This window comes from Clostridium sp. AF23-6LB (assembly GCF_003461085.1).
Taxonomy (GTDB): Bacteria; Bacillota; Clostridia; order Lachnospirales; family Lachnospiraceae; genus Coprococcus; species Coprococcus ammoniilyticus.
In genome coordinates, this window is the sequence record NZ_QTWK01000005.1 from 69,363 (window position 1) to 95,908 (window position 26,546).

A 26,546-nucleotide genomic window follows, 5' to 3' on the forward strand; every position below is an offset into this window, starting at 1 on the left:
TTTAATATGAAAAGAAGAACATGGAAGAATTCAGGTTTTTCACTTGTAGAGCTGATCATTGTGATCGCGATCATGGCAATTCTTGCAGGTGCACTCGCACCGGCACTTATCAAATATGTAAAAAAACCCAGACTGCAGGTATATCTTGATACGGCATCAGAGATTGAGAAATCCGTTGTTAATATGGTGGTTGATGCAGAGGAAGATGGCTATGCGATCCGTGCCGTGACCTATAAAGGTTCTACAGAGGATGGTTCCGGTAATGGTACACTGATCTGTGCAAATGGTTCCGGATATGCAGATATGGCCAGTGCCGCCGATAAGGCAAAGTATTTTTCCGAGATGTTCCGTTCGATGGGAATGGGAAGTGTCACCTTATATATGAATGGAGATACACCACTTCAGATCGCATTATCCGAAAATGGCAAGGTAGTTGCATCTGATCCGGCAACAGGAGCAAGTTCACAGATCCTGCTTTCCGATAATCGTGGAGAATTAAAAGCGAAGATCGTTTATTCTGCATCGAAAGGCGAATGGGTGATCGCAGAAAGTTATTGACACATATTAAAAATGTGCTATATTTAAGTATAGTTTTAACCATCTTGCCTATGATGTGGATGGAAGAGAAGACGTTGAAGATGCAAAAGATGGGATATGTCTGACAGAGAGATCGGGTCATCGGCTGGAAGCCTGATTGAGCACCATATTTCATTTAATTTCACATCCGAGTTTTATCTCTGAGAATTCTTTAAACGGAAGAGTAGGAGATAACGGGTTATGACCGTTATAACATAGAATGAGTGCTGACAGCACCGGGAAGACCGGATGTCAGAATCAGGGTGGTATCGCGGTTGCTCCGTCCCTTTGTGGACTGGGGCTTTTTTTGTGTACATCATCGGGCCGGGAGGCAGGAGGGTGTATCCCAAGTAGGAGTATTCCGCATGTTTATTCACAAATATTGAGAAAATATAAATAAGGAGAATGAAAGATGAAAGACAGATTAGAGGCAATCAAAGCAGCAGCACTTGCCAAGATCAATGAAGCAGATGTGCTGACATCCTTAAATGATGTAAAGGTATCTGTACTCGGAAAAAAAGGTGAACTGACCCAGGTATTAAAGGGTATGAAAGATGTAGCACCTGAAGACCGACCAAAGGTTGGACAGATGGTAAATGAGGCACGACAGGCAATTGAGACAGCCTTAGAGGAAAAGTCAAAGAAGATCAATCAGTCACTTCGTGCAGAGAAGATGAAGCGCGAAACGATCGACGTTACCCTTCCGGGAATCAAGAAAATCGATGGACACAGACATCCGAATCAGATCGCTCTTGAAGATCTGGAACGTGTCTTCATCGGTATGGGCTACGAGATCGTAGAAGGCCCTGAAGTTGAATATGATAAATATAATTTCGAATTATTAAATATCCCTGCAAATCATCCTGCAAAGGATGAACAGGATACCTTCTATATCACAAAGGATATCCTGCTCCGTACACAGACATCTCCGGTACAGGCAAGAATCATGGAGAAGGGCAACCTTCCGATCCGTATTCTTTCACCGGGACGAGTATTCAGAGCTGATGAAGTAGATGCAACACATTCACCATCCTTCCATCAGGTAGAAGGTCTGGTTATCGATAAGAACATTACGATGGCTGACTTAAAGGGAACCTTACAGCAGTGGGCAAAGGAATTCTTCGGTGAAAACACAAAGGTTAAGTTCCGTCCACATCATTTCCCATTCACAGAGCCATCAGCAGAGATGGATGTAACCTGTTTCAAATGTGGCGGAAAGGGCTGTCGTGTATGTAAGGGAAGCGGCTGGATCGAGATCCTTGGCTGTGGTATGGTTCATCCAAAGGTACTTCATGACTGTGGCATTGATCCGGAGGAATATTCAGGATTTGCATTTGGTATCGGTCTGGAGCGTGTAGCACTGTTAAAATACGAAATCGACGATATGCGTCTTCTTTACGAAAACGATGTACGTTTCTTACAGCAGTTCTAAAAAACAGGAAAAGGAGATAGAAAAATGAATACACCACTTTCATGGATAAAAGTATATGTGCCTGATCTTGACGTAGAGGCACAGGAATTTGTCGATGCAATGACACTTTCCGGTTCACATGTAGAAGGTTTTGAGAAGAAAGACAAGAATCTTGAAAAGATCGTAGTTGGTAAGATCGTTAAGATAGAAAAGCACCCGGATGCTGACAAACTGGTTGTATGTCAGGTCGATATCGGAGCAGATGAGCTGCTTCAGATCGTAACCGGAGCACCAAATGTAAAAGAAGGAGATCTGGTTCCTACCGTACTTGACGGCGGTAAAGTAGCAGGCGGACACGATGGCGGAGAGCTTCCTGCTGATGGAATCAAGATCAAGAAGGGAAAACTTCGTGGCGTGCCATCTTATGGTATGATGTGTGCGATTGAGGAGCTTGGATCATCCAGAGAACTGTATCCGGAAGCACCGGAAAACGGTGTCTATGTATTCCCTGCGGAAGCAGATGTAAAGCCGGGTGATGATGCGGTAAAGGCACTGGGACTGGATGATGTTGTTGTAGAATATGAGATTACATCAAACCGTGTAGACTGCTTTTCCATGATTGGTATGGCAAGAGAGGCTGCTGTTACATTTGACAAGCCATTCTACCCACCGGTGATCAAGAAAACAGGAAATGATGAAGATGTAAATAACTATGTATCTGTAGACGTTCAGGACACAGATCTGTGTAAGCGTTACTGCGCAAGAGTTGTAAAGAACTTAAAGATCGGCCCATCACCAAAATGGATGAGAGAGAGACTTGCTTCACAGGGAATCCGTTCGATCAACAATCTGGTTGATATCACAAACTATGTAATGGAAGAATATGGACAACCAATGCATGCGTATGATCTGTCCACAATTGCAGGAAATAAGATCGTTGTCAGACGCGCAAAGGATGGCGATACATTTGTGACGCTTGACGGTCAGGAAAGAAAGCTGGATAAGGATGTTCTGATGATCTGTGACGGAGAAAAAGAAGTTGGTATCGCAGGTATCATGGGTGGTGAGAACTCCATGGTAACGGATGATATCCAGACCTTATTATTTGAAGCAGCCTGTTTCGATGGAACCAATATCCGTCTGTCATCCAGAAGACTCGGACTTGCAACAGATGCTGCATTCAAGTTTACAAAGGGACTTGATCCAAATCTTGCAGAAGAAGCAATTAACCGTGCATGCCAGCTGATCGAAGAAATGGGTGCAGGTGAAGTTGTTGGCGGTATGGTTGATGTATATCCGGATCCTGTACAGCCTAAGGTGCTTCCGTTTGAGCCTGAAAAGATCAACAAGCTTCTTGGTACCGATATTGATGAAAAGACCATGCTTGATATATTTGGTAAGCTGGAATTAACATATGATGAAGCAGCAAAGACACTTACTGTTCCAACCTTCCGTCAGGATTTAAACTGCATGGCAGATCTGGCAGAAGAAGTTGCCCGTTTCTATGGATATGATAAGATTCCGATGTCACTTCCAAAGGGTGAAGCTACCGTAGGTAAGAAGCCATACAGCCATAGAATCTATGACATTGCAAGAAACATTTTGGAAGGAAACGGATTCTCCGGTGGTATGTGCTATTCATTTGAAAGCCCGAAGGTATTTGACAAATTACTGCTTCCTGCCGATTCCATTTACAGAAAGGCGATTACGATCGCAAATCCGCTGGGTGAGGATTTTAGTATCATGAGAACGGTATCCTTAAATGGTATGCTGACTTCTCTTGCAACGAACTTCAATCGTAAGAATAAGGTTGCACGTCTGTACGAGTTCGGAAATGTATATCTTCCAAAGCAGCTTCCACTGACAGAGCTTCCGGAAGAACGTATGAAGCTCACGATCGGTATGTACGGCGAGGGTGATTTCTTCAACTTAAAGGGTGTGATCGAGGAGTTATTCGATAACCTTGGTATGAAGAATATCTGTACCTATGTTCCTACAACAGAGCATCCGTTCTTGCATCCGGGTCGTCAGGCAAATATCGTAAAGGACGATACCGTTGTTGGTTATCTCGGTCAGCTTCATCCGGAAACCTGTGATAACTATAATTTAAAGGGTGAGATATATGTAGCAGTTCTTGATATGCCAAATGTCGTAGCACTGTCGTCCTTCGATATCAAGTATGAGGGTATCGCAAAGTTCCCTGGAAGTACCAGAGACTTAAGTATGGTTATGGACAAGAGCATCTTTGTCGGTCAGGTAGAAGAACTGATCAAGAAGTGTGGCGGCAAGCTGCTTGAAAGCTATAAGCTCTTTGATGTATATGAAGGCGAGCAGATCGCAGCCGGTAAGAAGTCTGTTGCTTACACGATGACATTCCGTGCAAAAGACAGAACCTTAGAGGCTGGTGAAGTCGATAAGATCATTGAGAAGCTTGTAAAAGAATTAGGAAAGCTGGGCATCGAACTCAGAGCCTAATTTACAGGTTGGAATAATTCTGGTATTATGAATCGGAGAATATTTGTTATACAAGTATTCTCCGGTTTGTTATATCAGACAGTTAGATGTTTTTTGTTACAGGGAGAAGAAGGAGAGAAGATGGGAAAAAGAAGGTTACGAATGATGGCGGTAGCTATGGCTTTGGTCGTGGCAGCAGGGCAGTTCGGAGCAGGCTTTGTCAGTGGTATGGGATCTGTGACGAAGGTCTGTGCAGAGACGGAAGATACAACGGAGCAGGAATATATAACAGCAGATGGCTGTTATACATTATGGATGGTGGTAAAGCAGACGGAGCGTTCAGACAAGCTGGTAATCGTGAATCATGTATTACTGGATGGAAGAGCATGCAAAGGGAAAACCCCTGTCCATTTCCAAATCTATTCCATCATAGATTCGGAAATGGACAGGGGTTTTTGTTATATTCTATGAGAGTAAGAGCTGCTATTTATTTAACGATGCCAGCTGAGTCTTTAACGCCGCAATCTCTGCATCCTTTTCAGACAGAGCTGCATCTTTCTCAGATAAAGCAGTAATCGCTTCATCCCGTTCTTTTTTCAATTCATCGATCATGTAATTGACGGTATTTTCATCCAATTTTCGTAATGCTTCAGAAAACATGGTAACAACCTCCTCCGGGTGATACAGATATTCTGACATATCCATGCAGATGGCTTCCATCCACGGATAGTCGGATATCAGTGCTACAAGGTCATCCAGGGTAGTTGCCGTTAACAGGGATAACCATGCGTTAAGTTCGTTGATATCTTTAGAATACTTACTTTTTTGGAAGACGTCAAGTGCAACGACATAGTATTCCTGCAGAAGATGGAAGTTGATCCCGGTATCAAATGCAGCCTTTCCATGATGCAGATAGATATCGGATAATTCGGGATCTTTACATTCTTTTGGACTGTTTTCAAACATCACGATCGTATAAACGGTTTTCAGATCCTGATAGGTGAATGTACTTCCTCTTTCCCCTTTTACTCTGGTGTACTGGCGAAGTAGAAGATCAGCAGAGTAGCAGGACATCCGCTCATCCGGAAAGGTGTATGGGATTTTCTGGATCTCCACATTTGCGATCGAACCATCTTCTAACTGAACAATGATATCCAGAAGCAGGAGAGAGGTTGATGGCAGCATGCTGTCCTCATTTGACAGGATACATTTTACGGTTACTTTTGTGCCGATGATACTGCTGATCAGTCGTGATAACCGTTCCGGGTATATATCTGGATTGAATAGTTTCTTGAAAAATGGATCATAGGTCAGAGGCAGACTTTTCTTACCTTCCATGAATTCCAGAAAACGGTTTTTCCATTTGTCAGGCCAATTCAGATATGTCCGGTAAACGGATGGATTCTTTTTTAATTCTACCAGACATTCATCTTTGGTTCGGGATGGGAAAAGCTGATGGATGTTTAATGCGGCAGGCTGTATAGCATTGCCTTTCTGTGAGACAGCAATGTTTCTTTTTTCATTTTCATTGTACATAAATTTAATTCCTCGTAATATCCGGCGCCTGTTTTGTCGACAACATAACCATACCAGAAAAAGGAATGAAAAAACGGTTGATGTAACAAACAGCATGTCTGGATGTAATAACTTGCACTTTTACAGAATATTTTTATTAATTTCCTCTGGCATATTGACGACTCTTTTTTTTTTTTTTAATATTTATGCCGTTTTTTCAGCCTGTACCGGTTAGAAAAAATAGAGCAGGGATATTGATGAATAAATATGAAGCGCAATGAGAGGTGAGAGGTAAAAGGACGGGTCGACCGATAATAAGTAAAGATACTGTAGAAATTTGCAAGGAATGAGCAAGGAGGATGAAAGAAAAATGATACAAAAGAAGATAAAAAGCCTGATCTATGCAGGCTTGGGACTGGTTCTGTGTGTATTGCTGTGTGGAGGAATCGGTATGACATCGCAAGCAGAATCATATGGCAATCTAACATATGAAGAAAATGAAAGTGGAATTACTATTACCAGGTATACAGGGAATAAGACAAAGCTTGTGATTCCGGGAAAGATTGGAGGCAAGAAGGTAACAAGTATAGGATGGAATGCATTTTCAGGTTGTAGAGGCTTAAAAAGTATAATGCTCCCGAAAGGAGTGACCAGTATAGAGGCGTATGCATTTATGGGTTGTAGTGGTTTAACAAGTATAACAATCCCAGACAGTGTGACCAGTATAGGATTGGGTGCATTTGGGGACTGTAGCGGTTTAAAGAGTATAACGATTCCAAAAAGTGTAACAAGCATAGACTATGATGTGTTTCGTGGCTGCGATAGTCTTGCGATCTCCTGTTATAAGAATTCCGCAGTGCATAAATATGCCATAGAGAATAATATACCAGTCAAATTAATTGGAAAAAACGCAACACCCGCGTCTGGAACTCCGGCGAAGAAAGGCACAACTCTTACCATTTCATCTAAGAAGCTCCAGGTAAAGGTAACTTCATCTTCGAAGAAGAATCCGACTGTTACAATTACGAAGTTTACTGATAAGAAAGCCAAGAAGCTGACCATTCCTGCAACGGTAAAAGTGAAAGGTGTTACTTATAAGGTAACTGCGGTTTCCGATAAAGCATTCAAGGGTAACAAGAAGCTGACAACGGTCACGATCGGAAGTAATGTAACGAAGATCGGTAAAGAAGCATTCTCCGGTTGTAAGAATCTGAAGAAGATCACAGTTACAGCAGGAAAGCTTAAGACCATCAGTAAGAATGCGTTCAAGGGCATTAATAAGAAAGCAACCATTACTGTGAAAGGCACAAAGAAAGCAAAGACAGCTTTAAAGAAACAGTTGAAAAAGAAATCCATCGGATATGTAAAGACATGGAAGATTAAATAATTATAAACTTGTTTTCCTTTCTAATATCCGTTACAATCAAACTTGGAGAGACGGAGGCAATATACAAAGCTAAAATATGCATGTTATTCTGTTCTATCGGCAAAGGAGAGGGAACATGAATAACGAAATTGTATATTCCTCCAAGGCTACTGATCAGAAAGCACAGTATGATGCTAGTGCCAAGCGGCTGCTTGGACAGAAGATCATACTGGCGCATATACTGATCAGGGTAGTAGATGAATTTAAAGGTATGGATGCAGATACGGTTGCATCATTGATCGAAGGGGAACCGTATATCAGCCAGATTCCGGTTGAACCCGGATTAACGAACAAAGATACGGTGGATGCCAGAACCGGTGAACGAATTGTCGGGTTGAATACTGAGAATTCTGAGATTGATGAAGGAAAGATATATTTTGATATTATCTTCTATGTACGGATGCGGGATGGACTGGCAAAAATGATCATCAATCTGGAGGCCCAGAAAAATGAACCGACAAAATATCATATCTTAAATCGGGCAATCTTTTACACTGCAAGACTGGTGTCATCCCAGAAAGAGCGGGAATTTACGGGTTCTGATTATAACGAGATCAAACAGGTGTATTCCATCTGGATCTGTATGAATATGAAAGAGAACAGTCTGAGTCATATTCATATGGTAAAGGATGATTTACTTGGCGAACAGGACTGGAAAGGCAATCTGGATATCCCTAACATTGTGATGATCGGGCTGGCAAAGGAGATTCCGCCAAAGGAAGAACAATATGAATTGCATCGATTGCTTGGAACGCTATTGTCACAGACAATGACGGCAGAACAAAAATTAAAGCTTATGAAACAGGAGTATAACATACCGGTAGACAGAAATGGTATAAAGGAAGAGGTGAGCGTTATGTGTAATCTGAGTGAAGGCGTAGAAGAGATGGGATATGCCAAGGGCGAAGCCGCTGGAATAGTCAAGGGTGAAGCACAAGGCAAGGTCATTGGAAGAACGGAAGAAAGAGCCGATATTATCTTGAAAATGCATAAGAAAGGCTACTCCTTAGAGCAGATCATGGATGTAACCGATATGAGCGAAGCTGAAATTAAGGCAATTATAGGATAAAGACATAGGCAGAACAGGTAATATGTATATTTTAGTAGAAGGATAATGCTGCATTTGAAAAGATGGGTGTCAGGTATAAATAGAATTTTGTTTATTTGTACCTGGCACTTGTTTTGTTATCTGCTGCCTGCTTTATTCTTTGTTTTTCTTCCTTGCATTTAGACATAAAACGTGGCATTATCATAGTTGAGTTTTAAGGAGGATAAGAAAATGCAGTTATCAGATTTTTACTATGATCTGCCTCAGGAGTTGATCGCACAGGACCCACTCTTAAAGCGTGATAATTCGAGATTAATGGTTTTAAACAGAGAAGAAGGAACCATCGAACATAAACATTTTTATGATGTAATATCATATCTGAAAGAAGGCGACTGTCTGGTTATTAATGATACAAAGGTTATTCCTGCCAGACTGATCGGCGAGAAAGAAGGAACCGGGGCAGCTATCGAGGTACTGTTATTGAAGCGCTTGGATGACTGTACCTGGGAGACACTTGTAAAACCGGGAAAGAAAGCCAGAGTTGGTGCAAGGATCATCTTTGGTGGTGGTAAACTGGTTGGTGAAGTCATTGATATTGTGGAAGAAGGAAATCGTATCGTTCGGTTTGAATATGAGGGAATCTTTGAGGAGATTTTGGATGAACTTGGACAGATGCCGCTTCCGCCATATATCACACATAAACTGGAAGACAAGAACCGTTATCAGACGGTCTATGCAGAGCATGAAGGTTCTGCGGCAGCACCGACAGCCGGACTTCATTTTACAAAGGAGCTTTTAGAGGAGATTAAGGGAAAAGGTATCAAGATCGCACATGTGACGCTTCATGTCGGACTTGGAACATTCCGTCCGGTAAAAGAAGATAACATTCTGGATCATCATATGCATTCGGAATTCTATGTGATCGATGAGAAAGCAGCAGAGACGATCAATGAGACAAAGAAAAATGGCGGTCGAATCATTGCAGTTGGAACGACCAGTACGAGAACGCTGGAAACAGTAGCCGATGAGAATGGTATGCTTCGTGCCTGTAGCGGTTGGACAGATATCTTCATTTATCCGGGTTATAAGTTCAAAGCCATCGATGGATTGATCACGAACTTCCATCTGCCGGAATCCACGTTGCTGATGTTGGTATCAGCTCTTTACAGCCGCGAGAAGATTCTCGAAGCCTATAAGGTAGCCGTGGAAGAACGCTATCGTTTCTTTTCCTTCGGCGATGCCATGTTGATTCTGTAAAATACCTTGCGCTCATCTGGTTGATATTTAGTTATGACCTGAGCTGCACATAAATACTGCCGGGATTGTTATATACAAAGACAAGTATATTTTCTATTCGGTTTGCACGCTGATTTGTCAGCAGTCGCCCAAACTCACCCTTATGGGTTCAGACATGGGCTTGATGCTGACAGCTAGTGCAAACCTCATAACGAAAATACAACTAATGTCTTGTGTATATAACAACCCGGCAATATTTTTATGCACAGCTTCAGGTCAAAATTAATTCGCCAATCAGATGAGTCACAATGTATTTTACAGAACTTCTGTATTGCAGCGATTTGAAACCGTCGGACGCTGGGATGAGTTAAATTGATATTTTATATAAGAAAATTACATTAAAAATCCTGCTGCCCTGCTATGTACAAAAGACATAAGCGAAGTTTTCGTTATGAGGTTTGCACGAATTGTCAGCACCAAGCCCATGTTTGAACCCGGAAGGGTGAGTTTTGGCGACTGCTGACTAATAAATGTGCGAACCGAATAGAAAACTTGCTTGTCTTTTGACATAGCAGGGTAGCAGGATTTTTTTGTAATTCCCTATCAGAAATGTTGATACATTCATCCCAGCGTTCGAGGCTTATTTATCTCAGCCCGGCGAGATCCTGATAGAAGGTCGGGTAGGAGATGTTTACGCAGTCGCTGCCAAGAATCTCTGTGTCGCCGTCGGCGTTAAGTCCGGCAATGGCAAAGCTCATGGCGATGCGGTGGTCGAGGTGGCTGTCGATGACAGCGCCGTGAAGCGGCTTGCCGCCATGGATGATCATGCCATCATCGGTAGCGCTAATATCTGCGCCCATAGCGGAAAGGTTCTTCACCATAACATCGATCCGGTTTGATTCCTTCACCTTCAGTTCCTGTGCATCTTTGATAACGGTTTGTCCCTTTGCAAAGCATGCCATGATGGCGATGATCGGAATCTCGTCGATCAGCTTCGGAATCAGGGAGCCTTCGATCACACAGCCTTTTAAATCTGAGGTCTGTACTGTGATGTCTGCAGCAGGTTCACCCGGCTGATCCAGTCGGTCGTAGGTGATCGTACCGCCCATCATTTTTACAACTTCTAATATTCCATCACGGGTATTGTTGATACCCACATTCTTGATCGTGATACAGGAATCCGGTGTGATAAGTCCGGCTGCGATAAAGTAAGCCGCCGAGGAGATGTCTCCCGGGATCATGATCTTCTGACCGTATAATTTATCCGCAGGTTTTACAATTGCGGTTGTGCCGGAGGTCTTGATATCGACACCGAAAGCATCAAACATCAGCTCCGTATGATTTCTGGATACATATGGTTCGGTTACACTGGTTTCGCCGGCGGCATATAGACCGGCAAGAAGAATACAAGATTTGACTTGTGCCGAAGCAACCGGTGAATCGTAGCGGATGCCATGTAATGGCTTTCCGGTGATCAGAAGCGGCACACAGTCATTTCCATTTTCACTGACGATATCAGCGCCCATCAGAGAGAGCGGGGTCATGATTCGTTTCATTGGGCGGCGGCAGATCGATGCATCACCGATCACGCGGCTCTTGAAATTCTGTGCCGCAAGAATTCCGGACATCAGTCTGGTAGTTGTTCCGCTGTTGCCAACATCGAGAGTTTCTTTCGGAGCCTGCAAACCATGAAGCCCTTTACCGTGAATGATAACGGTATCCCCATTGTGGTCGATCGTTACACCCATTTCGCGGAAGCAGTTCATAGAAGAAATGCAGTCGGCACCGTTTAAGAATCCATGTACTTCGGTTATACCATCTGCCAGTGATCCAAGCATGATCGAACGGTGGGAGATGGATTTATCTCCGGGAATCGTAAGGGTTCCTTTTAATCCTGTTCTTTTGGAAAATATCATAATGTGTTACCTGTCTGGAAGCTATATCGTCCATTTCCTTTTTATGTAGTCTTATCTGTTATATAAACGGTATCCGGCATCTGCAAGAAGGTCAAATGCTTTCCGGCATGCATCCGTATCGTAGAAGGATAAACGTAGAACGCCTTCCTCGTCTTCACGATTATGGGAGATTCCGAAGTTCTTCAGATTGATGCCTGCATCAGCAAGCAGTACCGTAACCTTTGCCAGAGCGCCCGGTTCATCCGGGATATCGACAAAGAGTTCATACTGCATACGGATAACACCGCTTGTATTGTTCGGGATTGAATCTCGGTATTCTCTGGATGACTCAAAGAAAGCATTGATGTCCTTTGCGTCATTTCTTTCAATATCATAAATCATTTTATTTAGAAGCTCAATATATTCCTTCAATCCATTCACGATGTTCTTCGGATTGCTGAGGAGAATGTGCTCCCAAACCACCGGATTTGAGGATGCGATTCGTGTGATATCTTTAAAACCTCCGGCTGCCAGAGATTTAAAGATTCCGTCCGGAGAATCGGCATGCCGTACCAGATTGACCAGAGACGCTGCGATCACATGCGGTACATGGCTGATATAGGAAGTGATCTTATCATGCTCGTCCGGGGAATACCGGATCGGGATAGCACCCAGATCGCCGATAAATGTCATAAATTCCTCCACGCGGTCTGCCGGAGCATCCGGAGATGGAGTAATGAAATAATAAGCATTCTCGATCAGACGGTCGGTTGCTGCATCGTAGCCGGAGCGTTCCGATCCGACCATTGGATGACCACCGATGAAATGAGAACCAAGTTCCAGTTCCTTTACAGCATCGTAGATATCGGATTTGACACTGCCAACATCAGACAGGATACAGGAATCAGAGATCAGTGGTTTTAAAGTTTTCAGATATTCAATATTATAATGAACCGGCGCACACAGAAAGATATAATCACAGTCTGCGATGTCACTGATATTTGTTGTATAATGATCTAAGGTGCCATCCTCCTGCGCTTCTTTTAAGGTCGCAGTGTTGACATCATAGCCGATGATCGTATAGTTTGGGAAAATACGGTGAATAGATTTTGCCACCGATCCACCGATCAGACCAAGACCGATAAAACCAATTTTAAATGCATTCATAGCTGTTTCTCCTTTTTGAGATTTAACGCGTTAAAGCGTGTAACAACATTATATACACATAAAAACAAAATAGCAAGAAAAACTAAAAAGGTGTACAATGGAAAACAGAGTAAAAAGACAGGAGAACAGAGCATATGGAAAAAAGAAAAACAGAAGTTGACCGCACATCAGGAAAACCGGAACAGGAAGGTTTATTAAAATATATGTTAGAAAACGGAATGACCCAGTTCCATGTTGTAAAGCACGGAGAAGAATATCTGAAAGAACACGGATTTTCCGAGCTTAAGTTAGAGGATAAATGGAAGCTTCAGGCAGGAGCAGATTATTACGTCAGACCATACAGTTCTGTAATGATCGCATTTCATCTGCCAAAGCAGCTGCAGCATATCCGGATAGCAACCAGCCATACGGATTTTCCGATGCTGAAGTTAAAGCCGTCAGCCGATATGGAAAAAGGCGGATATCATATGTTGAATATAGAGACCTATGGCGGACTGTTAATGAAGACATGGTTTGACCGTCCACTGGGACTTGCCGGCAAGGTAGTGGTAAAAGGCAGTGATGCATTTCATCCGGAGGTACGATTATATGATTCGGAGAAGCCGGTTGCGATCATACCGAGTCTTGCACCGCATCTGAAACGAGGAGATTCAGAGACAAAATTAGATCCTCAGAAAGAACTGATCCCGGTATTTGGGCTTTGGAAGAAGGATGAGCCGCATAGCTTTTTAGATGAGGTTGCAGAAAAACTTCAGATCGATAAGGCGGATATATTAGACTATGATCTGTATTTATATAATTGTGATTCCTGCCAAATGATCGGAGACAGTGGCTTATTTACATCACCGAGAATTGATAATGTATCTTCCGTTAGTGCTATTCTGGAATCTCTTACACAGACCGGCAATAAGTGGCAAGAAGAAAAAGGTAAGGGAACAGAAGCTGCATCGCCAGATGAAAGAATTTCGGAAGCAGATGGATCTGATACGAATCTCAGTATTGGAGTATTCTTCGATAACGAGGAGATCGGAAGTCTGTCCAAACAGGGAGCAGATTCCGGACTGCTTCGGATGATAACGGAACGTATCTTAAAAGACAGCGGAGAGAGATGCACCATACAGGAGCTGCTTCCGGAGATATTTTTGATCTCTCTTGATGTGGCACATGGAACACATCCGAATTATCAGGAGAAATCCGATCCGGTCAACCGGGTACTGCTTGGAAATGGGGTTGTCTTAAAGAGCAGCGCATCTCAGCGATATGTGACAGACAGCGAGGCTGCTGCAGTAATTCAGGTGCTCTGTGAGGATGGAGGAATTCCGTTTCAGCGTACGGTCAATAAGACAGGAATGCCGGGTGGAACCACGCTGGGTCCGATCGTTTCATCCTATCTTCCGGTAAAGGCAGTCGATATGGGAATGCCGGTACTCGCTATGCATTCAGCATGTGAAATGGCACATTTGTCAGACTATGAGTCGATGAAACGGCTCCTTATCGCTTTTTGGTTGAAATAGAGCCATATTTATGCGATAATAGACATTAGGTGTATAGAAATATGGACGGAGGTTACTTATGAAGAAGGTTTACAGAACAATACTTATATGTATGATGATCATTCTTTCAGCATTTGTACTTGCAGCCTGTGGGAAAAAGGATGCAGGAAAAAAGACGACTACCGAGAGTTCAACAGAAGCTTCTGAAGATGTAGCATCCACAGAGGATACAACAGAAGCGACGACAGAAGCACAGGTGGATGAAGAAGGATTCACGATCGTAAATGACAAGGTGACGACGACTGATTATGTAAATGTCAGAACAGCACCATCGACAGACGGAGATCCTGCGATGCAGCTTGCAGATGGTGTAGAGCTTGACCGGATCGGGTATAACGATGAATGGAGCAAGGTATCCATTACAGGTGAAACCTATTATGTTTATTCGGAATTTGTAAAGGCAGAAGGAGCAGCATCCAGTGGTGATGACAGCAGCACAGAAGAATCAACACAGGAGACAAGCAATGTTGGCGAAGGCAAGCTGATCTGTATTGATGCAGGTCATCAGGCAACGCCGAATACGGATACAGAGCCGGTAGGTCCCGGTGCGGAAGATAAGAAAGCAAAAGTCTCAGCCGGTAATACAGGTGTTACAACCGGTACAGAGGAATATGAACTGAATCTTGAGGTAGCGTTAAAGCTTCAGAGTGCATTAGAGGCAAGAGGCTATACTGTGAAGATGATCCGTACATCCAATGATGTCGATATCAGTAATGCGGCAAGAGCCGAACTTGCAAATAGTGACAATGCAGATGCATTTATAAGGATCCATGCCAATGGTTCTACAGATACAAATGCGAGCGGTGTTATGACGGTATGCCAGACAAAGGACAATCCATACAATGCAGATATCTATGATTCCTGTAAACGGTTGTCTGCCGATGTATTAAGCGGAATGGCAGCAGCAACAGGGGCAAACAGCGAAGGCGTCTGGGAGACAGATTCCATGAGTGGAATTAACTGGTGTAAGGTTCCGGTTACGATCGTTGAGATTGGTTATATGACGAATTCAGAAGAAGACCAGAAGCTTGTAACATCAGATTATCAGAACCTGCTTGCAAAGGGAATTGCAGATGGTATAGATGCATATTTTGCAGGTAAGTGATCTGTAACAGATAATGAGATGATTTATTGAATACATTGAGTGAGTTATACTTGCGATATATGTAAGAAGATACAAAAGATATTTATAAAAATACAGGAGGATATAACATGGAAGCATTAGAATGTATTAAGACAAGAAGGTCGGTAAGAAAATTCAAAGAGGATATCATTCCGGATGAAGTGATCCGTGAGTTGGTAGAACTCGCATCCTATTCACCATCCTGGAAGAATACACAGACGATCCGTTACATCAGTGTTTCTGATCCGGAGAAGATCAAGAAGATCGCAGAAGAAGGCGTGATGGGATTTGCATTAAATGAGAAGACAGTTTCCAGAGCACATCAGTTGATGGTTGTGACACAGAAGAACGGTATTTGTGGATATGAGAGAGATGGAAGCTTCAGTACAAGCAAAGGTGCCGGATGGGAGATGTTCGATGCTGGTATCGCAGCCCAGACATTCTGTCTTGCAGCACATGAGAAGGGAATCGGAACGGTTATCCTTGGAGTATTTGATGATAAGAAAGTTGGAGAGATCGTAGGTGTGCCGGAAGGACAGACAGTTGCCACTGTTATCGCAATGGGATATCCGGTATTTGCACCGGGGATGCCGCCAAGAAAATCAGTTGATGATCTATTAACGATCCAGTAAGAGCTATTTTATTCATTATATAATGAATACTGACAGAAGATAGATTTGGAAGAAACAAAAGTCTGTCGGAATAGCCAACAAAACGAATAGTGTCTCGAAAGAGAAAAAATATACTGCACTTTAGTATAGATGATATGGTCTGCTAAGGTGCAGTTTTGTTGTAGAAGGTGATTTTTTTCATGGTTTTGACAAAAGCAGATACATTAGATTATTTGAAAAACAGAATAACAAAATCGAGAATAGAAGACCTTATGATCGTAACCGGGAAAATGTATGGTGAGAACCGGAAACAGATCCTTGCCGATATTCAATCACAGTTTAAAGGACAGACGATTGTTGTTCGAAGCTCCTGTTCCAATGAAGATTCCTCCGAGACATCAAATGCGGGTCATTATGACAGTATATTGGATGTCGACGCTGATGATCGCGATGCTGTATGTCATGCGGTTGAGACAGTATTTGATTCCTATAAAAAAGATCTGCCAGATATCAGGAATGAACAGGTGTTGATCCAGACGCAGACGAAATCTATCATCAGCAGCGGAGTTATCTTCTCCAGAGAGATCAAATTAGGAAGACTGTATTATGCAATCTCATATGATGAAGATTCGACCGATGCGGTAACCAGTGGAAGCGGAGGAAAGACGATCTATATTGCAAGGACAGCAGAGAGTTCATCTCTCCCGGAGCACTGGGGTGTTCTGGTCACAGCCATGAGGGAATTAGAAGACATCTTTCCGGAGTATCCACTCGATGTGGAATTTGCAGTTGGAGCAGATCTGACAGTTACGATCTTTCAGGTGCGTCCGCTTGCGGCCTGTATTAAGAAGCTGGAAAATCCATCTGACTACAAAGAAGACAGAGCAAAGAATGATCGTATATTTGGAGAATTGATAAACGAGACAAAACAGCAGTATCAAAAACTCAGTGATCTGTTGTATGAGAAACAGGCAATCTTATCCGATATGGCATTCTGGAATCCGGCAGAGATCATAGGGGTAAATCCGCATCCGCTTGATTTCTCCCTTTACAGAGAGATCATAACGAAGGCTGCATGGAATCAAGGACTTACCACTATAGGATATCGTGTGGTGGACGGTGATCTGATGTACAGGGTCGGAAATAAACCATATATATCCTTGCGGAAGTCATTTCTGTGTCTGATGCCTGCGGATTTAGATGAGGACATGGTGAAAAAACTTTTGGCATTTTACGACCGGAAGATTTTATCGGATATAACAGCACATGATAAGATTGAATTTGAGGTAGTATTTTCCAATTATGATTTTACAACGGAGGATCGGTTACAGGAATTATTAGAGTATGGATTTACGAAGGGAGAGATTCAGGATCTGTCGGGCAGTCTGTTTCGTCTGACGGATCATGTAATCTGTAATTTCAGGCAGAATCGGATGCAGGATATCCGTTCATTAAATGGGCTGAAGGTGCATCGGGAGAATATCAGGAATAACTGGCTGATGGCAGCAAAAGATGTGAATACTTCCATCCGTTATTTTATAGAATTGATCGAGAGTATCAAACAGTACGGAACACCGAAATTTGCAAGACAGGCAAGACTTGCATTTATCTCAAAGGCTCTTTGCAGGTCGCTTAGTGCAAAGGGATATTTTACGAGCCGTGAGATTGATGACTTTATGATGTCAATCTACACAGTAGCATCGGAGTACGATTCGGATTTTCAGGATTTTGCAGAAGAACGGATTACCAGGGCAGCCTTTGATGAGAAATACGGGCATCTTCGTTCCGGCACTTACGATATCACCTGTGAGACGTATGCGGAACAGGATTTTGACAGCTCCAAGGCAAGTGAGACAGCAAAGAAGCAGAGACAGAGGATTGAACGGTTAAAGCATACACCGCTTGATCCGGAGAAGGTAGAACAGGCACTTTCCGATATCGGCTTTGATGTTGATGCAAAGAAATTTGTGGAATTCTTAAAGGATTCCATGGAAGAACGGGAATATTTTAAATTTGAATTTACAAAATCCTTAAGCTTGGCAATCGATATTCTGATCAATATTGGAGAAATGTTGAATTTTTCAAAAGAAGATATGGCATATCTCACAGTAGATGATATAATTGCAGTGTATCATAAACCAGAAACGGAGATCCGAAGGATATGGGAACAGGTGATCACAGAGAACCGGAAAGCATATACAGATGCTTCTGACCTGATCCTGCCGGATGTGATCTGCAATAAGCAACAGTTGGAATATATCGAGATGGTAGAGGCTAGGCCGAATTTTATTACCTCGGAGATCGTGACCGGAGCAGTTGTCGTATTGGAGGATGAGGAATCGAAGCGTGATGATGCCGGAGCGGTTGATGTTGCAGATAAGATCGTAGTGATCCCGAAAGCAGACCCCGGCTATGACTGGATCTTTGCAAAAGGAATCCGGGGCTTTATTACGAAGTATGGTGGTGTTGCATCCCATATGGCGATTCGATGTGCGGAATTCAATATTCCGGCGGCTATTGGATGTGGCGACGTTATTTATAATTATGTAACAGGACTTGACAAACTGACACTTGATTGTAAAAATGGAAAGATGCTGAAGGAGGAATAGGCGTATGCTTCACGCACTGATAACACAACGCGAAGGTCAGAATATGTATGGAAAATCCACGGATGTTCTGGAAGCTGCCTATACGGAATTTTATGAAAGCATGGGAATAAGACTTCATCCGGTGTCGAATTTCACCAGAGATTTTGAAGCCTTATTTGAAGATCCGATTGACGTACTGATCGTAACGGGTGGCGGTACGCTTCACCCGAAATATTATGTAGAACCGCATAAGGCAGAGCTGCAGCCGCATCGGGATGCGATGGAGGAACGGCTCATTATGTACTGTGTGGAGAATGAGATACCGATCATCGGGGTATGCAGAGGTATGCAGCATCTGAATGCTCTTTTTGGAGGAAAGATCTCATATTCTGCACCGTTTGTAGTGCCAAGACCGCGAGGTGTTGACCATATGGCAAAAATCTGTAAATCGGATCGATATATAAAGATAAATAATTTTCACAGTGATTGTGTATATCTGGAAAACCTTTCAACAATGTTTTATCCGTTGGTTGTAGATGAAGAAAATGGATCGGTTGAGGCATTTGTGTCACCAACCATGAGTATTCTTGCGTTTCAGTGGCACCCGGAGCGGTATTTTGAAAGTGAAGAAGGAAGGCTTTTCAGCAGACATCTGATCCAGGATTTCTTAGGTATTCCAAGAGATGATAAGAAACCGGATCTGTAAATAAAATCCTATAAAGCCATAGTTGGAGGAAGTAATAGACATGGAAAAAGGAAAAGCAAAACAACTGCTTGATAAGATGCAGGTATTGATTGAGGACGGACAGAATGTTCCATTTGCAGCAGGAAAGGTTCTTGTAAATAAAGAAGAAATGCTGGAAATGATAGAAGATCTGAAAAAGACGATAGATATAGAATTAAAAGCGTATCATGAGATCACGGATAAGCGTGGCAAGATCATAAAGGATGCGAATAAAGAAGCCGAGGACATTATCGTAGAGGCAGAAGAATCTGCAAGCCGGATCCGAATGAGCAAGCCGAATCCGCTCTATGTCCAGAGGCAGGTAAAGGATCTGAACAAGAAAGATAAGATGGCACTTCGGACAGCAAATGAGATCTATGCGGCATCGATCATTTATACGAATGAGATGCTTATGGAGATCAATGAATCGGTACGTCAGGCATATAATATGATCAGCGAGGAAACCGACCGTGTGCTGGATTCCCTCAGACAGAAATCCGATGTCATTGAGCAGAATAAGCGAGAGCTGATGGATGGACTTCTGGATATGAAAAAGCAGGAACGGTATGCCGATATCTTAGAGATCAGCCAGCTCCTTGCAAATGAACTGTACTATGAGAAGAACCGGTTTGAGGAAGAAGAACAGAAGACGAAGAAGCAGGCAGAAGAAAATGAGATGGTTCAGTGGGAATTTGATTTTGAGGATAAGAAGGAAGATCCGATCAAGGTAAAACCATCCAGACAGCCGGTGAAGCTTCATGATGATATTTTGCATGATGAGGTTGTGGATTCAGCATTTGAGATTGCGAATGAATTAAAGGAAGAAAAGAAAAAGTCATTATTTGAGGATCGGACACCTGTGCCGTTAGAGGAATCAATTACGGATGCAGGGGTTGCAGGAAAGACAGCAGAAGGATCTTCTAAGAAGATTCCGGAGTTCCGGATCGGTGGAAACATCCATAAGAGCCTTGACGATGAACTTTAAAGCCACCTAAGAACAGAAGCGTGATACTTTACATTTAATTCATGATTCAGGCGTTGCGGAGCGTACGCCTGTTATGATATTATGGGTTTGTGAGCACGAAAAACAAGAAACCATAAAGTGTAAATATATACAGGAGGTAATTATTTATGGGGATTTTAAAAAGATTTAAAGACATTATGTCAGCAAACATCAACGCTATGCTTGATAAGGCAGAGGATCCGGAGAAGATGATCGACCAGTATCTCAGAGACTTACAGGAAGATCTTAGAAACGTAAAATCAGAGACAGCAACTGTTATGGCAGATGAGACCAGATGCAAACGTGCACTCGATGACTGCGATGCAGATATTGCCAAGATGCAGAACTATGCAGAGAAGGCACTCCTTGCAGGAAATGAAGCAGATGCCATGAAGTTCTTAGAGAAGAAGAACCAGTTAGCATCCAAGAGAACGTCTTTACAGCAGTCATATGATATGGCAGCAGGAAATGCGGCTAAGATGAAAGAGATGCATGATAAGCTGACAAAGGATATCATGGATCTGAACAACAGAAAGGACGCCATCAAGGCGAAGGTTCAGGTTGCAAAGACGCAGGAGAAGATGAATAAGATGATGGGAAGCGTAACGGATACAGCCGGAACGATCTCAGCATTTGACAGAATGGAAGCAAAGGCTGATGCGATGCTTGACAAGGCAAATGCAATGGCAGAATTAAATGCCAGCGGCAAGGATGAGACAGATGATCTGATGAGTAAATACGATGCAGAACCATCATCAGCAGTTTCAGATGAACTTGCAGCATTAAAGGCAAAGATGGGACTTTCATAGGAGGAAACAGATGGGATTATTTTCAAATCAGTTTGCCAATGTAGTTGAGTGGGAAGAATACAGAGATGACCTGCTCTTCTGGAAATGGACAAATCGAGAGATAAAGAAAGATTCCAGACTTATCATTAAACCGGGACAGGATGCAATCTTCCTGTATAACGGTGCGGTAGAAGGTATCTTCACAGAATCAGGAAGTTATACGATTGATTCGGATATCATTCCATTCCTTTCTACATTAAAGGGATTTAAGTTTGGTTTCAACTCAGGACTTCGTGCAGAGGTTCTGTTCATCAATACGAAAGAGTTTACCTGTAACTGGGGAACCAGTTCACCGATCCGTTTACAGGCTCCGGGACTTCCGGGCGGACTTCCGGTACGGTCAAATGGTAAGTTTTCATTCAAGATCGATGATTACAATGTGTTGATCGAGAGAATCGCCGGGGTAAAGGCAATCTTTACAGTGGATGATGTCAGAGACCGTATTAAGGGAATCTTAGATGGACTGTTGATCAAATGGATCACAAAGGTCGGCGGTGACGTATTCAATCTGATGGCAAATGCAACGGATATTGCGAAGGGTATTTTAGAAGATCTGGATATGGAACTGATCAAGATCGGTCTGACCATGACGGATTTCAGAATCAGCGAATTTACATATCCTGAGAATATATCAAAACGTGCAGATCAGGCTGCTGAGTATACGATGCTTGGTGATATGGGTCGGTTCCAGCAGGTGAAGATGGTAGATGCACTTGCAAATTCCAACGGAAAAGGCGGAACAAATATGGCAGATGTTGCCAGCGGTATGATGGGAATGCAGATGGGTATGATGATGGCAAATCAGATGACCGGTAATCTGCAGAACAACATGAACGGACAGATGAATCAGCAGGCAGCTCCAACCGGAAATGGTACGGCTCCTAAGTTCTGCCCGAACTGCGGAACCCCTACAAATGGAGCAAAGTTCTGTGGTAACTGCGGAACAAAGCTGATATAAAGGAGTACAAAAGCGATGGCTGGATTAAATGACATGCAGGATTTGGCATGCAGACATGTCGATGGACCGCTTCTGATACTGGCAGGTGCCGGATCAGGAAAGACCAGAGTAATCACCCACCGAGTAGCGTATCTGATGGATGAGATCGGAGTGAATCCATATAATATCCTTGCGATAACATTTACAAATAAAGCCGCAGCCGAAATGAGAGACAGAGTAAATAACATTGTTGGAGAGGGTGCTGAACGAGTATGGGTCAGCACCTTTCATTCGTTATGTGTACGGATTCTGCGACGGTTTTCAGACAGGCTCGGTTATGCAACAAATTTTAATATCTATGATTCGGATGACCAGAAATCTGCGGTCAAGAATATTCTGAAGGAATTGAAGATCGATCCGAAGAAGTATCCGGAGAAGATGTTCCTGGCGGAGATATCAAATGCAAAGGAACGGTATATTTCACCGGATCAGTATGCGAAGATGAATGCGACAGATTTTGTGAAGACACAGACGGCAACCGTATATTCCGAGTATATGAAGCGACTCCGTAAATTCAATGCATTTGATTTTGATGATCTGATCTACAAGGTGGTTGAGCTGTTTGAACATAATCCGGATGTACTGGAATTATATCAGGACAGATTTCGTTATATTATGGTGGATGAGTATCAGGATACAAACCACATACAGTTTCTGATGGTGAAGCAGCTTGCTTCCAAATACAGAAACCTTTGTGTCGTTGGTGATGATGACCAGTCAATCTACAAATTCCGTGGTGCCAATATTACGAATATTTTGAATTTTGAAAAGGAATATCCGGATGCGAAGGTCGTGAAGCTGGAACAGAATTATCGTTCCTGTGGAAATATTCTGGCGGCTGCAAATGCGGTGATCAAGCATAACGAAGGAAGAAAGGATAAAGCCCTCTGGACAGATCAGGGAGATGGCGAGAAGCTTGTATTTAATCAGAGTGAGGATGAATACATGGAGGCGGATCGTGTCGTAAATGAGATCATCCGTCTGACAGCAAATGGTGCACAGTATAAAGACATTGCTTTACTATATCGTACGAATGCACAGTCTCGTATCCTTGGTGAGAAGCTGGTTATGCGAGGAATACCACATCGGGTCTACGGTGGTCAGAATTTCTATGAACGAAAAGAAATTAAAGATATAATGGCATATCTGAAGGTTGTAAATAACTCTACAGACGATACCTATCTCAGACGAATCATCAATGTACCAAAGCGTGGAATCGGTGATGCTACCGTTGATAAGGTGGCCGCATTTGCCACTGCAAATGATATGACACTGATGGAAGCCATGCAGATCATAGAGCAAGTTCCGGGATTACAGCGTTCGGTTGCAAAAATTTCCAGCTTTGTGGAATTGATCGATGGATTTCGGGGGATAATAGAGGAGCAGGAACCACTCAGTACATTATTTGACCGTATTCTGGAGGATACCGGATATGAAGATGAACTGATAGCGGAGCACACGGATGAATCGATGGCGAGACTTGAGAATATCGATGAGTTAAGAAACCGTGTGGTTCAGTTTGAAACCGATTATGAGGAAGCAACATTGGCAGATTTTCTGGAGGATATCGCGCTGGTTTCGGAGACCGATAAAATGTCCGATGATGATAATATGGTTAAATTAATGACGATCCATGGTTCAAAGGGACTGGAGTTCCCATATGTATTCTTATGTGGCATGGAAGAGCGAATCTTTCCAAGTGCGATGGCGATCAATTCGGATGATGAAGATGCGCTGGAAGAAGAACGCAGACTTTGCTATGTAGGAATTACAAGAGCGATGAAGAAGCTATATCTGTCCTGTGCAAGAAACCGTATGCTGCATGGAAGTAGAAACTGCAATGACATCTCCAGATTTATTAAAGAGATTCCGCCGCTGCTGTTCCAGGATTCCGGTGATATTACAAGGCATGTAAAACGGATGGAAGAACGGCAGTTTGCAGACACCGGATATACCGGAAATAGGTATGGTAGCAGCGGACAGTCAGGATATGGAAAAGGCTCATATCATGGAAAATCGTCGCAAACAGGTTCCGGATATTCTTCATCGAATCCATACAGCAGCTACAGTAAGGCAAAGAAAGAGCCGATCAGTATAACACCATCGACCAAACCATCATTTGGCAAAGAATTTACCGTGAACCGGGAACTGGTTCTCGACTATGGAGAAGGTGATCGGGTGCGTCATATGAAATTTGGAAATGGAACTGTAACGCAGCTTGTAAAGGGCGGCAGAGATTATGAGGTGACGGTAGATTTCGATCGTGGCGGTACAAGAAAAATGTTTGCTTCCTTTGCAAAATTAAAGCGTCTGGAAGAATAAAGAAATTATAATAATTCCAAGATAATATAGAAATAGAAAAAAGAGTATGCTATAATGACGGCATACAGAAACTAAATGAAAGGGTGGTAGTTTATAATGAAAAATAATGATGTAATCTTAGTAAAAAGCGAACCAACAGAAGAAAAGGCAAAAGGTGTTGTATTTGTGATCCTTGCGATCATCGGTGCAGTAGCAGCGATCGCAGGTATTGCATATGCAGTATATTCATACCTGACACCTGATTTTCTTGATGATTTTGATGATGATTTTGATGATGATTTTGATGACGACTTCTTCGATGATGACGATGATGACGAGGAAGAAGCACCGGCAGAGCAGCCTGCCGAGACAGCAGAAGCACCGGCAGCAGAGCCTGTAGCAGACGCTGAATAATCAAAAATTTGAGCTGAATCAAAGTGAGTAAAATAACCGGATTAGTTTTTTGAATTATAAAGAGCTAATTCGGTTATTTTTATCTAAAAAGATATATGAAAAGTATTCATTTATAGTTAGTGGAAATTTTGTGGAAAAGGGAGAAACAGAGCGGAAGCGTCTTGCGGAATAAAGGTACATGTGCTTCGATGCCAAATCTTACTTCTTATTTTATAACTGACAAGACACATGTAAAGTGGTGTAAAATACTATATTGTCATGCACAACAGAACGTGGTATACTAAGGCAACGCTTTTTTATACAAGAAGAAAAACGAATAAATATAGTTGGAGAAACAATATGAAGACAGATATTTTAATTGTTGGAAGTGGATGCGCAGGTTTATATGCTGCATTGAATCTCCCCAGTGATAAACAGATAACGATCATAACAAAGGATATCGTAGAACACAGTGATTCCTTCCTGGCACAGGGTGGCATGTGTATGCTGAAATCAGAAGATGACTATGACAGTTATTTTGAAGACACCATGAAAGCAGGACATTATGAGAATAATCCAAAGAGTGTAGAGGTGATGATACGTTCGTCAGTTGATATCGTAAATGACCTTGTAAAGTATGGGGCAGACTTTCATCGGGAGCCGGATGGCAGTCTTAGCTATACAAAGGAAGGAGCACATAGCCATCACCGTATCATTTTTCATGAGGATGTAACAGGAAAAGAGATCACAAGTACCCTGCTCCGCAATGTAGAGAAGCTTTCGAATGTGACGATCTACGAACATGTAACCATGGTGGATATCCTGTGTAAGGATAATTGCTGTTACGGTGTGGTGGCAAGGGATGCGGAGAATAAGATTTTCCCGATCATGGCAAACTATACCATGCTTGCTTGTGGGGGAATTGGTGGTATTTACAGACATTCGACTAATTTCAGACACCTGACCGGAGATGCCGTTGCGATCGCATTAAAGCATGGGATTGAGACAGAGCATGTGAACTATGTCCAGATTCATCCGACAACCTTATATAGCAAAGAGCCGGAAGACAGGAGTTTTCTGATATCGGAATCGGTTCGTGGCGAGGGGGCGCTGCTCTATAACAAGAATCATGAGCGGTTTGTAAATGAACTTCTTCCGAGAGATCTGCTGACAATCGAGATTCGCAAACAGATGGAGAAGGACGGGACAGATTATGTCTGGGAAGATATGACTGTGATTGATAGAAAAGAATTAGAAGAACATTTCCCGAATATCGTTGAGCATTGCAAAGAAATGGGATATGATGTGTATACAGAATGCATACCGGTTGTGCCGGCACAGCATTATTTCATGGGCGGTATCAAGGTGGATTTGTCCAGTAAGACATCGATGGATCAGTTGTATGCGATCGGAGAGACTGCATGTAACGGAGTTCATGGCAAGAATCGACTGGCAAGTAATTCGCTTCTTGAGAGCCTGGTATTTGCCAAGCGGGCCGCAAAGGAAATGACTGAGCAGTTCGACCGGACAAAGATAGAAGAAATCTCTTACAGAGAAGACGATTATACAGACAAGAAGAAGCTGGCAACAGAATATAAAGCACTGCTTAAGGCTGAGATTGCAAGGGAAAACGAAGAAGACCTGCACAGACAGGAAGCATAGAAAAATCATTCAGGA

21 protein-coding genes are annotated in these 26,546 nt (G+C 42.7%); 18 read left to right on the forward strand and 3 right to left on the reverse strand.

Going from position 1 to position 26,546, the window contains the following annotated elements:
* The first annotated feature begins 6 nt into the window (after nt 1–6).
* The 4 genes from DWY07_RS11780 (at nt 7) to DWY07_RS11795 (ending at nt 4,912) form a co-directional block, all read left to right on the forward strand.
* A complete protein-coding gene (locus DWY07_RS11780) occupies nt 7–558 on the forward strand; it encodes a prepilin-type N-terminal cleavage/methylation domain-containing protein (protein WP_117823318.1) in 552 nt (183 codons plus the stop codon).
* Between the two features lie 430 nt (nt 559–988).
* On the forward strand, nt 989–2,008 hold the full coding sequence (pheS, locus tag DWY07_RS11785; protein ID WP_117808748.1) for a phenylalanine--tRNA ligase subunit alpha: 1,020 nt from the start codon (nt 989–991) through the stop codon (nt 2,006–2,008).
* 24 nt (nt 2,009–2,032) lie between these two features.
* Nucleotides 2,033–4,462: a phenylalanine--tRNA ligase subunit beta gene (gene pheT, locus DWY07_RS11790; protein WP_117823320.1), complete on the forward strand. Its 2,430-nt coding sequence runs from the start codon at nt 2,033–2,035 to the stop codon at nt 4,460–4,462.
* Between the two features lie 120 nt (nt 4,463–4,582).
* Complete coding sequence (locus tag DWY07_RS11795) at nt 4,583–4,912, forward strand: hypothetical protein (RefSeq protein WP_117808746.1); 330 nt, start codon at nt 4,583–4,585, stop codon at nt 4,910–4,912.
* 12 nt (nt 4,913–4,924) lie between these two features.
* Here DWY07_RS11795 and DWY07_RS11800 read toward each other — a convergent pair whose 3' ends face one another.
* Nucleotides 4,925–5,977 carry a PD-(D/E)XK nuclease family transposase gene (locus tag DWY07_RS11800; protein WP_242997356.1) on the reverse strand — a complete coding sequence of 351 codons (1,053 nt, stop codon included), beginning with the start codon at nt 5,975–5,977 and terminating at the stop codon, nt 4,925–4,927.
* Nucleotides 5,978–6,326: 349 nt separating this feature from the next.
* Between DWY07_RS11800 and DWY07_RS11805 the strand changes: the two genes are divergently transcribed.
* The 3 genes from DWY07_RS11805 to queA all read left to right on the forward strand — a co-directional run bounded on the left by DWY07_RS11805 (nt 6,327) and on the right by queA (nt 9,687).
* Nucleotides 6,327–7,343: a leucine-rich repeat domain-containing protein gene (locus tag DWY07_RS11805; RefSeq protein ID WP_117823322.1), complete on the forward strand. Its 1,017-nt coding sequence runs from the start codon at nt 6,327–6,329 to the stop codon at nt 7,341–7,343.
* A gap of 115 nt (nt 7,344–7,458) precedes the next feature.
* Nucleotides 7,459–8,451 carry a hypothetical protein gene (locus DWY07_RS11810; RefSeq protein WP_117823324.1) on the forward strand — a complete coding sequence of 331 codons (993 nt, stop codon included), beginning with the start codon at nt 7,459–7,461 and terminating at the stop codon, nt 8,449–8,451.
* Nucleotides 8,452–8,661: 210 nt separating this feature from the next.
* A complete protein-coding gene (gene queA / locus DWY07_RS11815; protein WP_117823326.1) occupies nt 8,662–9,687 on the forward strand; it encodes a tRNA preQ1(34) S-adenosylmethionine ribosyltransferase-isomerase QueA in 1,026 nt (341 codons plus the stop codon).
* A 623-nt stretch (nt 9,688–10,310) separates the two neighbouring features.
* Here queA and aroA read toward each other — a convergent pair.
* Both aroA and DWY07_RS11825 read right to left on the reverse strand, forming a co-directional pair.
* A complete protein-coding gene (gene aroA / locus DWY07_RS11820; RefSeq protein ID WP_117823328.1) occupies nt 10,311–11,582 on the reverse strand; it encodes a 3-phosphoshikimate 1-carboxyvinyltransferase in 1,272 nt (423 codons plus the stop codon).
* A 51-nt stretch (nt 11,583–11,633) separates the two neighbouring features.
* Nucleotides 11,634–12,728 (reverse strand): prephenate dehydrogenase, encoded by a 1,095-nt coding sequence (locus DWY07_RS11825; RefSeq protein ID WP_117808787.1) that lies wholly within the window; start codon nt 12,726–12,728, stop codon nt 11,634–11,636.
* 134 nt (nt 12,729–12,862) lie between these two features.
* Here DWY07_RS11825 and DWY07_RS11830 point away from each other — a divergent pair, with 134 nt between their 5' ends.
* The 11 genes from DWY07_RS11830 (at nt 12,863) to DWY07_RS11880 (ending at nt 26,531) form a co-directional block, all read left to right on the forward strand.
* On the forward strand, nt 12,863–14,242 hold the full coding sequence (locus DWY07_RS11830) for a M18 family aminopeptidase (RefSeq protein WP_117823330.1): 1,380 nt from the start codon (nt 12,863–12,865) through the stop codon (nt 14,240–14,242).
* Between the two features lie 58 nt (nt 14,243–14,300).
* The gene (locus DWY07_RS11835) at nt 14,301–15,386 is read left to right on the forward strand and encodes an N-acetylmuramoyl-L-alanine amidase (protein ID WP_117823332.1); all 1,086 of its coding nucleotides are present in this window, start codon (nt 14,301–14,303) and stop codon (nt 15,384–15,386) included.
* Between the two features lie 107 nt (nt 15,387–15,493).
* Nucleotides 15,494–16,036: a nitroreductase family protein gene (locus DWY07_RS11840; protein WP_117823335.1), complete on the forward strand. Its 543-nt coding sequence runs from the start codon at nt 15,494–15,496 to the stop codon at nt 16,034–16,036.
* Between the two features lie 179 nt (nt 16,037–16,215).
* Complete coding sequence (locus DWY07_RS11845) at nt 16,216–18,624, forward strand: PEP-utilizing enzyme (RefSeq protein ID WP_117823337.1); 2,409 nt, start codon at nt 16,216–16,218, stop codon at nt 18,622–18,624.
* 4 nt (nt 18,625–18,628) lie between these two features.
* Nucleotides 18,629–19,309 carry a gamma-glutamyl-gamma-aminobutyrate hydrolase family protein gene (locus tag DWY07_RS11850; protein WP_117808791.1) on the forward strand — a complete coding sequence of 227 codons (681 nt, stop codon included), beginning with the start codon at nt 18,629–18,631 and terminating at the stop codon, nt 19,307–19,309.
* Between the two features lie 40 nt (nt 19,310–19,349).
* A complete protein-coding gene (locus tag DWY07_RS11855) occupies nt 19,350–20,312 on the forward strand; it encodes a hypothetical protein (protein WP_117808792.1) in 963 nt (320 codons plus the stop codon).
* Between the two features lie 146 nt (nt 20,313–20,458).
* Complete coding sequence (locus DWY07_RS11860) at nt 20,459–21,139, forward strand: PspA/IM30 family protein (protein WP_117808793.1); 681 nt, start codon at nt 20,459–20,461, stop codon at nt 21,137–21,139.
* 10 nt (nt 21,140–21,149) lie between these two features.
* Entirely contained in the window at nt 21,150–22,136 is a 987-nt protein-coding gene (locus DWY07_RS11865) for an SPFH domain-containing protein (RefSeq protein WP_117785144.1), read from the forward strand.
* A 15-nt stretch (nt 22,137–22,151) separates the two neighbouring features.
* A complete protein-coding gene (locus DWY07_RS11870; RefSeq protein ID WP_117823339.1) occupies nt 22,152–24,497 on the forward strand; it encodes a UvrD-helicase domain-containing protein in 2,346 nt (781 codons plus the stop codon).
* A gap of 96 nt (nt 24,498–24,593) precedes the next feature.
* Nucleotides 24,594–24,890 (forward strand): hypothetical protein, encoded by a 297-nt coding sequence (locus tag DWY07_RS11875; RefSeq protein ID WP_021943996.1) that lies wholly within the window; start codon nt 24,594–24,596, stop codon nt 24,888–24,890.
* Between the two features lie 339 nt (nt 24,891–25,229).
* Complete coding sequence (locus tag DWY07_RS11880) at nt 25,230–26,531, forward strand: L-aspartate oxidase (protein ID WP_117823341.1); 1,302 nt, start codon at nt 25,230–25,232, stop codon at nt 26,529–26,531.
* Nucleotides 26,532–26,546 lie beyond the last annotated feature (15 nt).

What these genes read in the sequence shown, in the direction of transcription:
- DWY07_RS11780 (WP_117823318.1), top strand. Translation starts at nt 7, where the DNA reads ATGAAAAGAAGAACATGGAAGAATTCAGGTTTTTCACTTGTAGAGCTG.
- pheS (WP_117808748.1), top strand. Translation starts at nt 989, where the DNA reads ATGAAAGACAGATTAGAGGCAATCAAAGCAGCAGCACTTGCCAAGATC.
- pheT (WP_117823320.1), top strand. Translation starts at nt 2,033, where the DNA reads ATGAATACACCACTTTCATGGATAAAAGTATATGTGCCTGATCTTGAC.
- DWY07_RS11795 (WP_117808746.1), top strand. Translation starts at nt 4,583, where the DNA reads ATGGGAAAAAGAAGGTTACGAATGATGGCGGTAGCTATGGCTTTGGTC.
- DWY07_RS11800 (WP_242997356.1), bottom strand. Translation starts at nt 5,977, where the DNA reads ATGTACAATGAAAATGAAAAAAGAAACATTGCTGTCTCACAGAAAGGC.
- DWY07_RS11805 (WP_117823322.1), top strand. Translation starts at nt 6,327, where the DNA reads ATGATACAAAAGAAGATAAAAAGCCTGATCTATGCAGGCTTGGGACTG.
- DWY07_RS11810 (WP_117823324.1), top strand. Translation starts at nt 7,459, where the DNA reads ATGAATAACGAAATTGTATATTCCTCCAAGGCTACTGATCAGAAAGCA.
- queA (WP_117823326.1), top strand. Translation starts at nt 8,662, where the DNA reads ATGCAGTTATCAGATTTTTACTATGATCTGCCTCAGGAGTTGATCGCA.
- aroA (WP_117823328.1), bottom strand. Translation starts at nt 11,582, where the DNA reads ATGATATTTTCCAAAAGAACAGGATTAAAAGGAACCCTTACGATTCCC.
- DWY07_RS11825 (WP_117808787.1), bottom strand. Translation starts at nt 12,728, where the DNA reads ATGAATGCATTTAAAATTGGTTTTATCGGTCTTGGTCTGATCGGTGGA.
- DWY07_RS11830 (WP_117823330.1), top strand. Translation starts at nt 12,863, where the DNA reads ATGGAAAAAAGAAAAACAGAAGTTGACCGCACATCAGGAAAACCGGAA.
- DWY07_RS11835 (WP_117823332.1), top strand. Translation starts at nt 14,301, where the DNA reads ATGAAGAAGGTTTACAGAACAATACTTATATGTATGATGATCATTCTT.
- DWY07_RS11840 (WP_117823335.1), top strand. Translation starts at nt 15,494, where the DNA reads ATGGAAGCATTAGAATGTATTAAGACAAGAAGGTCGGTAAGAAAATTC.
- DWY07_RS11845 (WP_117823337.1), top strand. Translation starts at nt 16,216, where the DNA reads ATGGTTTTGACAAAAGCAGATACATTAGATTATTTGAAAAACAGAATA.
- DWY07_RS11850 (WP_117808791.1), top strand. Translation starts at nt 18,629, where the DNA reads ATGCTTCACGCACTGATAACACAACGCGAAGGTCAGAATATGTATGGA.
- DWY07_RS11855 (WP_117808792.1), top strand. Translation starts at nt 19,350, where the DNA reads ATGGAAAAAGGAAAAGCAAAACAACTGCTTGATAAGATGCAGGTATTG.
- DWY07_RS11860 (WP_117808793.1), top strand. Translation starts at nt 20,459, where the DNA reads ATGGGGATTTTAAAAAGATTTAAAGACATTATGTCAGCAAACATCAAC.
- DWY07_RS11865 (WP_117785144.1), top strand. Translation starts at nt 21,150, where the DNA reads ATGGGATTATTTTCAAATCAGTTTGCCAATGTAGTTGAGTGGGAAGAA.
- DWY07_RS11870 (WP_117823339.1), top strand. Translation starts at nt 22,152, where the DNA reads ATGGCTGGATTAAATGACATGCAGGATTTGGCATGCAGACATGTCGAT.
- DWY07_RS11875 (WP_021943996.1), top strand. Translation starts at nt 24,594, where the DNA reads ATGAAAAATAATGATGTAATCTTAGTAAAAAGCGAACCAACAGAAGAA.
- DWY07_RS11880 (WP_117823341.1), top strand. Translation starts at nt 25,230, where the DNA reads ATGAAGACAGATATTTTAATTGTTGGAAGTGGATGCGCAGGTTTATAT.